The organism is Ochrobactrum soli, from assembly GCF_003664555.1.
Lineage (GTDB): Bacteria > Pseudomonadota > Alphaproteobacteria > Rhizobiales > Rhizobiaceae > Brucella > Brucella teleogrylli.
The window spans coordinates 145244-156945 of record NZ_RCHH01000001.1; the positions used below are offsets into that span (position 1 = coordinate 145244).

Here is an 11702-nt window from a genome sequence, read left to right on the forward strand (position 1 = left end):
GTAAAGCAGGCTAACGATTAACCGGCGTAGTTCAGCTTCAGCTTGGACACACCAACAGCTGCATTGAGGCCACGCTGGCCCTGAACCGAAATCGGCTGCAGCGAAATCGTCTTCCAAGAACCACCCGTCAGGATGTTCGTGCCGAAACCGATGCCGATGGCTGCATTGGCCGAAGCGCCGACATAACGGCCCTTGAGTGCGCCTTCCGGACGAACGGTCGGAGCCCAGACGGCCCAGGCGACAGTGCCGCCATTGATAAAGCCGACGTCAACGCCGAGCTTGGTGATCGTTCCGGTGTAATGTTCCAAAGGATTACCACGGCGCGCAGGGCGGAACACACAATCAACCTCCTGCTGGCTGCCGATGATCACACCGATCGCCGGGGAAATGTCGCAGGTCAGGGTGCCGACTTCCGAACGCGGCTGCGTGCGACCCGAAGCGGGAGGAGCTACGAAGTCTGCCGCGATGGCGGGAGCGGTGACAGCAATGCCGGAGATGACGGCCATTGCGGACAGGAAGGAAGTCGAAAAACGGAGAGACATGATCTTGTCCTCTTCTTGAACACATATTGAAAGAGACGGGGCTGCATAGGCTCGTCTCAATAACGGGGATTGCCGAAGCAAGTTCCATTACAAATCTGAATTAGAGCTTTTTGCGGGAAATTAAAGTTTTATTAACAAAAAACTTGGGGTGTGATGAATTTGTCGCGCATATGCGCGGAAGCGCCCTCAGGCGCTCACGAGCATCGCGTCGGCTAGAGACGCATCATCGTCCTTCTGGCCATTCGCAAACTGCCGCAGAACGAGCGGATAAATCCGATGTTCGGCTTTCAAAACACGTGCCGCCAGCGTGTCGGCAGTGTCGCCGTCGATGACCGGCACGGCAGCCTGAGCCAAAATGGGGCCTTCGTCCATGCCTTCCGTCACAAGATGCACGGTGCAGCCTGCAAGTTTCACACCGGCGTCGATAGCGCGCTGATGTGTGTGGAGGCCCGGAAAAAGTGGCAGCAGGGAAGGGTGGATGTTGAGGATGCGTCCTTCATAGGGCGCGATAAAACGCCCGGACAGAAGCCGCATATAGCCAGCGAGGCAGAGGAAATCAGGCTTCAGCGCAGCCAGCGCGGCGAGGATCGCATCTTCATGCTCTTCCTTCGACGCAAAATCCCTGCGCGTGAAAACTTGTGTGGCAACGCCAGCGGCTTCCGCCTTGGCAAGGCCGCCTGCATCTGCCTTGTCGGAGAAGACAGCCACAATCTCAACGGGGAAGTCGGGCGCCTGCGCAGCCCGGATCAGCGCCTCCATATTGGAGCCGCCGCCCGAGATGAAAATAACGGCCCGCTTGCGGCTCATAGTGCGAGCGTGCCCTTATAGACGACGCCGTCCTTTTCGCGTGCGATCATGCGACCGAGCGTGACGACCTGTTCGCCTTCAGCCACGAGGGCCGCGACCACTTCGTCAACCTTTTCAGGCGTGACGACGGCGATCATGCCGATACCACAATTGAAGGTACGCAGCATTTCATTGGCTTCCACGTTGCCGGTCTTGGCAAGCCAGGAGAAAACGGGCGGTACGGCGATGGCCGTCAGGTTGATTTCGGCAGCGAGACCTTCCGGCAGAACGCGCGGAATATTGTCGGGGAAACCGCCGCCGGTGATATGCGCCAACGCCTTGATACCATCCGAAGCGCGGATGGCTGCAAGCAGCGGCTTCACATAAATGCGGGTCGGGGTGAGTAGCGCTTCACCCAACGTCGAACCCGGCTGGAATGGCGCATCGGACTTCCAGCCAAGGCCGGACAGTTCAACAATGCGGCGCACCAGCGAAAAGCCGTTGGAATGAACGCCGGAAGAGGCGAGGCCAAGAATGATATCGCCTTCGGCAATATCGCCGCGCGGCAACAGCCGGTCGCGCTCTGCCGCGCCCACGGCGAAACCGGCGAGATCGTAGTCGCCGTCGCGATACATTCCGGGCATTTCAGCGGTTTCGCCGCCGATCAGCGCCGAGCCAGCCTGACGACAGCCTTCGGCAATGCCTGCAACGATGTCCACGCCCTGATCGGGCGACAGCTTGCCGGTGGCATAATAATCGAGGAAGAAAAGCGGCTCCGCACCCTGTACAACCAGATCGTTCACGCACATGGCGACGAGGTCGATACCAACGGTGTCATGCTTGTCAGCGTCGATGGCGATCTTCAACTTGGTGCCCACGCCGTCATTGGCGGCGACCAGAACCGGGTCCTTGAAGCCTGCCGCTTTCAGATCGAACAGGCCGCCGAAACCGCCGATCTCGCCATCCGCACCGGGACGGCGCGTCGAACGCACGAGTGGCTTGATCTTTTCAACCATCAGGTTGCCGGCATCGATATCGACACCTGCCTGCGCATAGGTCAGGCCATTATGGCCGTCGAGCTTGTTTTCCGAGGACATGGCCTGCTCCTGAAACTGGGTGCTATCCACTAGGGTCTAAACTCGATTAGGTTTCGGGCGCGGCGCGAGCTGGATTTTGTTTTAGAATAGGAGAAAAGACCGTGATGGAGTAAATCTCCATGAGGGCTTTTCGACGCATTCTGGGACAAAATCCACCGCGTTCCTTCGGAATATGACGGAAATCCCTCATCTTTTCGTCGCGAACACTTGATGGAGATACACTCCACCTTCGCGTTCGCTCCTAAAGCTGAGCGATTTTCGCTCATACCGCGCTCCAAATCCTAATCGAGTTCAGACCCTAGCGCGCAATGCCACGAGATGGCGCTGCCCGCAAGGTCAAGAAGCGGGAAAAGCGCAAAACTCTGCTGGATTCTGCCCAGTTTTTCGCATGATCGGTCGTCGTCGTGCCGATGACTGCGTTTGTCGCATGGCTTTGCATTTCGCGCGGGCCAGTCTACTCTTAGTACGAAATGAGCCGAGCATCAGCGATAAGATGCCGGTAATGCAATTCTGATATTGTTTTGCCAGCAGATATTTGCAGAGAACGGAACCATATGGTCAAGAAGCCGACGCCGACACGCCAGACAAGCGCCAGAACAGATACCAACCAGACGGCTGGCAGCAAAGTCATTCGCCAGACGGATGCCATCGCTTCGGATGGCAATATCCACGTCAATGTCGAAGTCGGCAGTTTGACGGGAACGACGGTGCGGCGTCAGGCGATGTTCTGGCTCGCGACAATGGCCTTGTTCGTTCTGTTTCTGGTGGTGTTCAGCTCGGTTCTGCTGCCTTTTGTGGCGGGCATGGCTCTGGCTTACTTCCTCGATCCCGTGGCTGACAGGCTCCAGCGTTTCGGCCTGTCGCGTCTGACTGCAACTGTCGTCATCCTGCTGGTTTTTCTGATTGCGCTCGTCGTCGGGCTGATGATCATCGTGCCAATTCTGGCGACGCAGCTTGCCGATTTCATTTCCAAACTGCCCGGATACATCACGCAATTGCAGTCGTTGCTCGCTAACGAAAACTCGCAATGGCTGAAGAAATATATCGGCATCGACAGTTCGGTCATTCAGCAAAATCTCAGCGCGCTGGTTCAGCAGGGTGCCGGTTTCATGACCACACTGCTCCAGTCCCTGTGGAATTCGGGGAAATCCCTGATCGATATTGCGGGACTTTTCGTCGTCACGCCGGTCGTCGCTTTCTACATGCTTCTCGACTGGGACCGGATGGTCAATCGCATCGATTCCTGGGTGCCACGGGCGCAGCTTCACACGGTGCGCCAGATCGCGCGCGAAATGAATGCAGCGGTTGCAGGCTTCATTCGCGGGCAGGGCACGCTCTGCCTCATTCTGGGCACGTATTATGCCCTGGGACTGACCCTGACGGGGCTCAATTTCGGCCTGCTGATCGGCTTTTTTGCCGGTCTGATCTCCTTCATTCCCTATATCGGCTCGTTCGTCGGTCTGGCACTCGCCATTGGTGTGGCGTTGGTGCAGTTCTGGCCAGACTGGATCATGATCTGTGCCGTCGCGGCGGTGTTTTTCATCGGCCAGTTCGTGGAAGGAAACATCCTCCAGCCCAAGCTGGTTGGCTCGTCGGTTGGCCTCCATCCGGTATGGCTCATGTTCGCTCTGTTCGCGTTCGGTTCACTGTTCGGCTTCACCGGAATGCTGGTCGCTGTGCCCGCTGCGGCGGCAGTCGGGGTGCTTGTGCGTTTTGCCTTGAATCGCTATCTCAATTCACCGATGTACGATCCAGCCTTTCGTCGTCGCGACCCGGATGCGGGGCCGCTGATCGAGGCAGGCGAGAATGCAGGCCCGAATGCAGGCAGGGACAAATGAGACTGAACCGCAATCTGGACGGGTGTGCGGGAGGCAGCGATGCGTGACGCCCCGCGTCAGATTCCGCTGAATCTCGAACACCAGCCCGGTTATCACCGCGAAGACCTGATCGTCACGGGCTCGAACCGTGCGGCGGTTGACCTTATCGACCGCTGGCCGAACTGGGTATCGCCGGTTACGATCCTGGCCGGGCCTACCGGTGCGGGCAAGACGCATCTCGCCGAAATCTGGCGCGCAGGTACAGATGCGCTTCTGGTCGATCCCGCGCGGATTACCGATGAAATCGTTCAGGCTGCGGCAGAGCGCGCCGTGCTGATTGACGATATTGGCGGCGCGCCGTTCGATGAAACGGGGCTGTTTCACCTCATCAACAGCGTTCGCCAGCATGCCGCGCAGGGTTTCGGGCCGTCACTCCTGATGACGTCGCGCCTGTGGCCCGCGAACTGGAACGTAAAGCTGCCCGATCTCGCTTCGCGGCTGAAAGCGGCCACCGTGGTGGAAATCGCCGAGCCGGACGATCTTTTGTTGTCGGGTGTCATTCACAAGCTTTTTGCCGATCGTCAGGTCAGCGTTGAGCCGCATGTCGTGACCTATCTGGTCAGCCGGATTGAACGTTCGCTCCTGTCTGCGATCCAGATTGTCGACAAGCTCGACCGGGCGGCTCTGGAACAGAAAACCCGCATCACGCGGGCGCTGGCGGCGCAGGTGCTGGCTGATACGGATGGCCAAACGGGCGACAAGGCAGGCTGACGGTGAAGATTGTCGTCACGGGGGCAGGCGGGTTTATCGGCAGCGCGCTTATGCAGCAGCTGTATGACGAAGGGCATCAGGTCACGCCCCTCTCTCGCAACGATCTGGCGAATGCGTATTTCTCCGGCACGGAGTCCGTTGTGCACTGCGCGGCCCTTGCCCATCGCACGGGCGCGGAACGACCGGACGCTGATGCTTTCGATGCCGTCAATCACCGACTGACTGTTGAACTGGCCGAAAAGGCGAAACAGGCGGGCGTGAAACGCTTCGTCTTCGTTTCAACCATCTATACCATTGCCGGAAATCCAACGCCGTTGACGCCCGACATGCCACTATCGCCGAGGGCAGACGACGATTATGGACGCGCTAAGGCGAAGGCGGAAGCGGCGCTGCTGGCGATGACCGGCATCGAGGTTGTCATTGCGCGTCCCGTACTCGTCTACGGTCCCGGTGCACGCGCCAATCTCCGGGCCTTGATGAAGCTCTGCGATAGTGCATTTCCGCTACCGTTCGGCATGGCGAACAACCAGCGCAGCTTCGTATCCTTGCAGAATGCCGCCCGCGCACTTGCTTTCCTATCGCAAGCTCCGGCTGAAAAAGTCGCGGGGCGGGTGTTCCATCTGGCTGAACCCAAACCGCGTTCAACCCGGCAACTGGTATCCATCGCCCGTAAGGCTATGGGGCGTCCGACGCGCCTTCTGCCCGTGCCGCCAATGCTGATGCGCCTGCTGCTGACGGCACTCGGCAAAAAGGGGCTCTATGAGCAGCTGTTCGGTGATCTGACAGCGGACACGTCGTCACTGACCGGCGCCGGGTTTGAATATCTTCCTGGCGATCCGCAGATTGCAGCCATGGCTGCGGAATTTAAAAAAGCCTAATTCTTATCTCCAACCGCCTTGGGCGGGACGATGCGGGACTGCGTCTGTAGAGGCGCGCTTTTAGCGATCTCGGGCTTCTTCGTGACCGAGCCGGTGATCAGCGTTGCGCTGTCGGGCTTGTTGCGACCGCCGACAAGCTGATCTTCATGAACCCAGCCAATCATATTGGTCTTAGGCACGATGACGCGATGCCAGCGCCCTGTCTTGCCGTAAGAGCGCATCTCGCGTCCCTTTGCGACGGTGCCGATGGCTGCGGATTTGTCCCATGCATTCTTGTGAATGGTCAGCTGCGTCCGGGCGTAGACGACCGAAGGCGAATGCGCAGGCGTGTTGACGCCACGCGGCGGCATCATATGCGGGCCGGTCGGCGCTGAGGCGACGAGTTGATTGGTCGGGCGTGGCGGCTTCGGCGCTTGAACGGTGACTTGAGTTGGGGCTTGAGCCGCCGCCTGCTGAACGGGCTTCGGAGCGACAGGCGCTACGGGCGCTGACGGACGCGGTACAGGGCCGACGGCTGCACCATAGTCCTTGTCTTTGTCCTTCGACGGTGCGGTCGTTTCTGGAGCCTTCGCGGTAACCGTGGGCTTGCTTTCCGTACGGGGCGGGGTCGATGCAAAAGGATTGGTCGCGGAGCGCTGGAAAAGTGCCGTCAGCGCGGCTTGCGGGCTTTTGTGTTGCGACGTGGCCCATAGGCTGAAGGCGCCAAGTCCGAGAATGGCCGCCAACGCCAGAACAGGCGCAGACGAACCAGATCCGCCCTTGGAGGAGCGGGACCTCTTTTTCGGTGCAGCTTTTCGGGTGGGCTTCCGTGCAGCCATATGTCTGACCCCTGTTCGAATCGCGATGGCTAGACGCTAACAAGTCTTCCTTCGCATTTCGTTACCTGGCGCTTAACGGGCAAGGGCAGGCCACAAACGGAAAACGCCGCTTTCGCGGCGCATCCAATTCTTCGAGAAGAGGCTAATCAGTGTCCGGACGTCTTGCCGTCACAAGAAGTCTCGCCGGAAACCTTATCCTGTTGTTTCTGGTTCGATTCCTGCTCTTCAACTGCGTCACGCCACTGTGCCCATTCGCGTTCGTGACGACGATAAAGTTCATCGGAAACAGTCTGGATACTCATTTTGATCCTCCGTTCATCTGGCGATGCAGATAACACGGAGCTGCCCAGAACGTTGCATCACAAAGCGTAAGCACTTGAAATCTAAATCGGTTTATATGTTTATAACCTTTTAGAGGTCAGTTTTCCTCGACGGAAACACCGCCTTCTCCGATTTTTAACTCGATCCCGGCGGGTTTCGTCTCTTCGCGATAGACGTAAAAAGCCAGACCGGCGGCAACGACGATCAATGCGCCGATAATCAGATAAAGCCCGTTTCTGTTCACATTCAACTCCTTAACGTGAGGGGTAAGAATGGAACGCCCGAATGCGCCATCGGTTCCGATAAAGAAAACCCACGCGGCCATGCGCTCGCGTGGGTTGTTGCGGACTTGATCGGCAATCAGTGCGTTATGGCAGGCAGGGTTTCCGCCGGAACCATATGGGTAAATGGCGGCAGATAGGCCTGTGCCATCACGAGAAGACCGATGAGCGACGCCAGCGCAACCGAGTGGAAGAACACATAGCGCAGGATCTTCGACTCATGCCCGTACCACTGGGTTGCCGTGGACGCGACAACGATGGATTGCGCATCGATCATCTTGCCCATGACGCCACCCGACGAGTTGGAGGCAGCCATCAGTACTGGCGAGAGCCCGAGCTGCTCGGCGGTAATCTTCTGCAAGCCGCCGAAAAGAACGTTGGATGCCGTGTCCGAGCCGGTGAGGGCAACGCCGAGCCAGCCCAGCATCGCGCCGAAGAACGGATAGACCCAGCCGGTCTGCGCGAATGCAAGGCCAAGCGTGGCATCCGTGCCGGAATAGCGGGTGACATAGCCCAGCGCCAGCATGGCCGCGATGGTGATGAGCGAGAAGCGCACCACATAGGCGGTCTTGCCGTATTCCTTCAAAAGCTTGAACGGATTGAAACCCAGCACTAGCCCCGCCACGATGGCGGAAAGCAGGATGCCTGACCCGGTGGCCGACAGCAGATTGAGCGTATAGACCGCCGCTTCCGCATGAGCTTCGGCGACGACGGGCGGCACCTTGAACACCAGATTATGCAGATAAGGCACCTGCACTTTCAGCACCCAGAGTGAGTCGAGCCATGCACGGAACTGTGGCGTGCCCCACAGAAACACGAAGACTGACAGAATCAGCCATGGCAACCACGCACGGAAAACGATTCCGCTCGCATGTTGCTGCGGTGGCGTATAGGACGCGGCGACTTCGTCGGCATCGAGGCTGGTGGAAGTCCAGATGCGTTTCGGCTGCCATATTCTCAGAAATCCGGCGAGCGCTGCCATGGAACAGACGGCGGCAACCACGTCGACCAGCCACGGACCATGGAAGTTTGAAACCAGATATTGCGGAATCGCAAAGGCCACACCGGCAACCAGCAAGGCAGGCCAGACTTCCAGCATGCCCTTGCGTCCGGCAAAGGCCCAGATCAGCCAGAAGGGCACGATAACCGAGAAGAACGGCAATTGCCGCCCGATCATGCCTGATAGTTGCAGAAGATCGATGCCGGTCACGGCGGAAAGCGCGATGACTGGTGTTCCAAGCGCGCCATAGGCCACAGGCGCGGTGTTTGCGATCAGCGACAGGCCGGCTGCCGGGAGAGGGGCAAAGCCCAGTCCCATGAGCATCGCCGCAGTGACCGCAACTGGCGTGCCGAAACCAGCCGCTCCTTCAAAGAAGGCGCCGAAGGAAAAGGCAATGAACAGCAGCTGCAGACGGCGATCCGGCGTAATCCCGGCGATCGAGTCGCGCAGAATGTTGAATTGCCCGGTCTGTTCAGTAAGGCGATAGAGAAAAATGACGTTCAGGATAATCCAGCCGATGGGCAAAAGCCCGTAGGCCGCGCCATAGACGGCAGTTGCGCCTGCCTTGTCGGCGGGCATACCAAATCCTACAACGGCGATGATGAGAGCGGTCAGAAGACCGAGTATTGCTGCAGTATGAGCTTTCATATGGAGAAAGCCGATGCCGCCCAACAGGACGACAATTGGCAAAGCGGCAAGCAATGTTGACCAGAACATGCTGCCCAAAGGGTCGTATACTTGATTCCAGGGCATGGTTTCCTCCCTTCCTGGACTGAAAAACGTTCCTCTCTTCAATGCAAAATGCTTCACCGGTCTGTCTGCCGATGAAGAGGCAACTGACACCATCCTCTCCCCGGAGGTGCCTATTGCTGATTGTTGACTTCTTTAGACGATTGATTGGTAAACTTACTTTACCAGGACTGTCAATTCGGGCTCTTCTGCTACTTTAGGCATGGATATGCTGCTCGTGCAGGAGAAAAGACTGTGTTTGTTCAAATGACGTAACGTCAGGACTTGTTCTGATTCGGGAAAAGCATGCGCCAATACAGGCCGCTTTTTCGTCGTTATTTCAGCGCATATTGGAAGGCCTCTTTGAGAGGAGGCTGTCATGGTCACGCGCACATTGCCGCCGAAGGAATTCGAGGCACAGAATGTTCGTCAGGGCAGGCAGGGAACCCAGGTTCTGACCGTGTTGATTGTCAGTCTGATGGCATCCCTCGTCGTGTGGATGTTTGTCGGGCTGTTCGGGTAGAACCGGGCAGTTAGAGCGGCACTATCCTTTCATCGCCTGTCACTCATGACATGGCGGTGTGCGTCGTTGACGTGTATTGCGAGCGAAGGCTCAGTAGGACTGATACTGAAGCTTTCACACGAAAAGACATTGTCCAGATTTAAAAGAAACATCTATTGATAGAGCGGGGGAAGGCACTGCGAGTCGTCAATTTGCATTGACTTGGTTGTGATTACCCTGCCGGCGGCTGGGTCGGCACATCAATAAGGGAACCAGCCAAAGCAAATTGGGAGAACTTAGCATGCGTGTCTTGAAGCGTATCGTCGTGGCTGCTTCGGTGGCGACGATGGCAACCATGATCGGCGGACTGGCAACGACTGCTGCAAATGCCGAAGCACCGCTGAAACTCATCATCGGCACTGAGGGCGCCTATCCTCCGTTCAATTTCATTAAGCCGGATGGCACCCTGGCTGGTTTCGACGTGGATATCGCAAAGGCGCTTTGCGATGAAATGAAGGCCGAGTGCACGTTCATCACGCAGGAATGGGACGGCACGATCCCGGCGCTGCAGGCTGATAAGTTCGACGCCTATGTATCGTCCATGTCGATCACGGAAGAGCGCAAGAAGCAGGTCGATTTCTCCAATAAATATTATAACACGCCTCCCGGCGTCGCGGTTCCCAAGGATAGCGACATCAAGGGCGTGACCAAGGCGGACCTTGCAGGTAAGACGGTCGGCGTGCAGGTTTCCACCACCCATGCCAATTATGCCGAACACGCCTTCACCGACAGCACGATCAAGGCTTATCCGACCGCTGACGAATATCGCCTCGATCTGGCCAATGGCCGCCTCGATGCCGCCAATGATGACAGCGTCACGCTGGCCGAATGGCTGAAGACGCCGGATGGCGCCTGCTGCAAGATGGTTGGCACCTATCCGCCCGACCCGGAAATTCACGGTGTTGGCGTGGGCGTCGCCTTGAAGAGGGGACGTCCCGAATTGGTGGAAAAGTTCAATGCCGCCATCAAGGCCATCCGTGCGAACGGAAAATACAAGGAAATCAACGACAAATATTTCGATTTCGACGCTTACGGCTCGGAAGACTGATTCTATCCGCGAATTTGCACCGGCTTGCGATGCGCGGGCCGGTGCATTCAAGCGAGCTTTTGGCGGAGACAGGTCCAACTCTTGCGTCAACTGTTCGATTTTTTTATGAAAGTTTGAAAATAGCTCTTGCCTTAGGAAAGCGAATTCTCTAGGGAACTCAACGTCCGAGAGGGCCACGGAGCGTAGCGCAGTCTGGTAGCGCACCTGATTTGGGATCAGGGGGTCGCAGGTTCGAATCCTGCCGCTCCGACCATGTTTTCCCCACCATGATTGACCTGAAAAAGCAAGCTATCCAGTGCTTGGCTTGCGGCGCGTGTCTTTATCGCGTTGACATGGGTTGGTGGGTCTACTATTGCCTTGTTGAAATTCAGAGCCCTTTTGGGGGCGGCAAGAGCATAGTCCAAGGTTCTTCAAATGGTTGCACGCATTTTCCGTCCAGCTAAGACTGCCATGCAGTCCGGTCAGGCCAAGACAGATCAATGGATCCTCGAATACGAGCCGGAAAGCCCGCGCACGGTCGAGCCACTGATGGGCTACACGTCGTCAGGCGATATGAGAAGCCAGATCCGTCTCGCTTTCGATAACCAGGAAGACGCCATCGCTTATGCAAAGCGCTATGGCATTGCCTATCGCGTTGCCGAGCCGAACGAACCGAAGCGCCGCAAAGTGTCCTATTCGGACAATTTCCGCTTCGATCGCACGATGCCCTGGACGCATTGACAGCTTGCCCGGTCTTGGTCATCGCGCTAGGGCCGGAATATGATCGCTCGGGCTTTTACTGAAGCCCGAAGCGCTCAAAATGTCTTCGACTTTTCAAAGACGTGGTCCCGTAGCTCAGCTGGATAGAGCACCGGCCTTCTAAGCCGTAGGTCGCAGGTTCGAATCCTGCCGGGATCGCCACCTTTCCCAAATTTCCGTTCCGTTCTGCCTCCATGCGTTCATCCCGTGGGAAATGTTGCGCGCATGGATTTGCACGCCGGTTCTTGGTCCTGAGGACTTGGAATACCGCGACGGTGAGAATCGCGCTTAAAGGCGCCGGTCTTCTCGTCGGA

General features: G+C 57.5%; 13 protein-coding genes and 2 tRNA genes. 8 read left to right on the plus strand and 7 right to left on the minus strand.

Going from position 1 to position 11702, the window contains the following annotated elements:
- Nucleotides 1-17 precede the first annotated feature (17 nt).
- From D8666_RS00695 to purM, 3 genes are all read right to left on the minus strand, one after another.
- A complete protein-coding gene (locus D8666_RS00695) occupies nt 18-542 on the minus strand; it encodes a DUF992 domain-containing protein (RefSeq protein ID WP_109368689.1) in 525 nt (174 codons plus the stop codon).
- 186 nt (nt 543-728) lie between these two features.
- The gene (gene purN / locus D8666_RS00700; protein WP_121535647.1) at nt 729-1349 is read right to left on the minus strand and encodes a phosphoribosylglycinamide formyltransferase; all 621 of its coding nucleotides are present in this window, start codon (nt 1347-1349) and stop codon (nt 729-731) included.
- Nucleotides 1346-2425 carry a phosphoribosylformylglycinamidine cyclo-ligase gene (purM, locus tag D8666_RS00705; protein ID WP_109368691.1) on the minus strand — a complete coding sequence of 360 codons (1080 nt, stop codon included), beginning with the start codon at nt 2423-2425 and terminating at the stop codon, nt 1346-1348. The genes purN and purM overlap by 4 nt, the downstream gene beginning before the upstream one ends.
- Nucleotides 2426-2979: 554 nt before the next feature.
- Between purM and D8666_RS00710 the strand changes: the two genes are divergently transcribed.
- The 3 genes from D8666_RS00710 to D8666_RS00720 are packed head-to-tail and all read left to right on the plus strand — an operon-like array spanning nt 2980 to nt 5891.
- The gene (locus tag D8666_RS00710) at nt 2980-4263 is read left to right on the plus strand and encodes an AI-2E family transporter (protein WP_121535650.1); all 1284 of its coding nucleotides are present in this window, start codon (nt 2980-2982) and stop codon (nt 4261-4263) included.
- Between the two features lie 39 nt (nt 4264-4302).
- Nucleotides 4303-5013, plus strand: coding sequence for a DnaA regulatory inactivator HdaA (hdaA, locus tag D8666_RS00715; protein WP_121535653.1), 711 nt, complete (start codon nt 4303-4305; stop codon nt 5011-5013).
- 2 nt (nt 5014-5015) lie between these two features.
- On the plus strand, nt 5016-5891 hold the full coding sequence (locus tag D8666_RS00720) for an NAD-dependent epimerase/dehydratase family protein (protein WP_121535656.1): 876 nt from the start codon (nt 5016-5018) through the stop codon (nt 5889-5891).
- On the opposite strand, the gene D8666_RS00725 is transcribed toward D8666_RS00720, so the two are convergent.
- From D8666_RS00725 to D8666_RS00735, 4 genes are all read right to left on the minus strand, one after another.
- Nucleotides 5888-6709: a hypothetical protein gene (locus D8666_RS00725; RefSeq protein WP_121535659.1), complete on the minus strand. Its 822-nt coding sequence runs from the start codon at nt 6707-6709 to the stop codon at nt 5888-5890. The genes D8666_RS00720 and D8666_RS00725 overlap by 4 nt on opposite strands.
- A 146-nt stretch (nt 6710-6855) precedes the next feature.
- Nucleotides 6856-7011, minus strand: a complete 156-nt coding sequence (locus D8666_RS24090; protein WP_167836021.1) for a hypothetical protein — start codon at nt 7009-7011, stop codon at nt 6856-6858.
- A gap of 116 nt (nt 7012-7127) precedes the next feature.
- The gene (locus D8666_RS00730) at nt 7128-7274 is read right to left on the minus strand and encodes a hypothetical protein (RefSeq protein WP_119045079.1); all 147 of its coding nucleotides are present in this window, start codon (nt 7272-7274) and stop codon (nt 7128-7130) included.
- A 116-nt stretch (nt 7275-7390) separates the two neighbouring features.
- A complete protein-coding gene (locus tag D8666_RS00735) occupies nt 7391-9064 on the minus strand; it encodes an L-lactate permease (protein WP_121535662.1) in 1674 nt (557 codons plus the stop codon).
- Nucleotides 9065-9419: 355 nt separating this feature from the next.
- Between D8666_RS00735 and D8666_RS24095 the strand changes: the two genes are divergently transcribed.
- The 5 genes from D8666_RS24095 to D8666_RS00760 all read left to right on the plus strand — a co-directional run bounded on the left by D8666_RS24095 (nt 9420) and on the right by D8666_RS00760 (nt 11550).
- Nucleotides 9420-9563, plus strand: coding sequence for a hypothetical protein (locus D8666_RS24095; protein WP_167836022.1), 144 nt, complete (start codon nt 9420-9422; stop codon nt 9561-9563).
- A 280-nt stretch (nt 9564-9843) separates the two neighbouring features.
- Entirely contained in the window at nt 9844-10650 is an 807-nt protein-coding gene (locus D8666_RS00740) for an ABC transporter substrate-binding protein (RefSeq protein ID WP_121535665.1), read from the plus strand.
- 176 nt (nt 10651-10826) lie between these two features.
- Nucleotides 10827-10903, plus strand: a tRNA-Pro gene (locus D8666_RS00745).
- Nucleotides 10904-11064: 161 nt separating this feature from the next.
- Entirely contained in the window at nt 11065-11370 is a 306-nt protein-coding gene (locus D8666_RS00755) for an ETC complex I subunit (RefSeq protein WP_121535671.1), read from the plus strand.
- Nucleotides 11371-11473: 103 nt separating this feature from the next.
- Nucleotides 11474-11550, plus strand: a tRNA-Arg gene (locus D8666_RS00760).
- The last annotated feature ends 152 nt before the right edge of the window (nt 11551-11702 follow it).

Bases quoted from the DNA above. Each gene is read 5' to 3' on its own strand.
- D8666_RS00695 (WP_109368689.1), bottom strand. From the start codon at position 542: ATGTCTCTCCGTTTTTCGACTTCCTTCCTGTCCGCAATGGCCGTCATC.
- D8666_RS00735 (WP_121535662.1), bottom strand. From the start codon at position 9,064: ATGCCCTGGAATCAAGTATACGACCCTTTGGGCAGCATGTTCTGGTCA.
- purM (WP_109368691.1), bottom strand. From the start codon at position 2,425: ATGTCCTCGGAAAACAAGCTCGACGGCCATAATGGCCTGACCTATGCG.
- D8666_RS00755 (WP_121535671.1), top strand. From the start codon at position 11,065: ATGGTTGCACGCATTTTCCGTCCAGCTAAGACTGCCATGCAGTCCGGT.
- hdaA (WP_121535653.1), top strand. From the start codon at position 4,303: ATGCGTGACGCCCCGCGTCAGATTCCGCTGAATCTCGAACACCAGCCC.
- D8666_RS00725 (WP_121535659.1), bottom strand. From the start codon at position 6,709: ATGGCTGCACGGAAGCCCACCCGAAAAGCTGCACCGAAAAAGAGGTCC.
- D8666_RS24095 (WP_167836022.1), top strand. From the start codon at position 9,420: ATGGTCACGCGCACATTGCCGCCGAAGGAATTCGAGGCACAGAATGTT.
- purN (WP_121535647.1), bottom strand. From the start codon at position 1,349: ATGAGCCGCAAGCGGGCCGTTATTTTCATCTCGGGCGGCGGCTCCAAT.
- D8666_RS00740 (WP_121535665.1), top strand. From the start codon at position 9,844: ATGCGTGTCTTGAAGCGTATCGTCGTGGCTGCTTCGGTGGCGACGATG.
- D8666_RS00710 (WP_121535650.1), top strand. From the start codon at position 2,980: ATGGTCAAGAAGCCGACGCCGACACGCCAGACAAGCGCCAGAACAGAT.
- D8666_RS24090 (WP_167836021.1), bottom strand. From the start codon at position 7,011: ATGAGTATCCAGACTGTTTCCGATGAACTTTATCGTCGTCACGAACGC.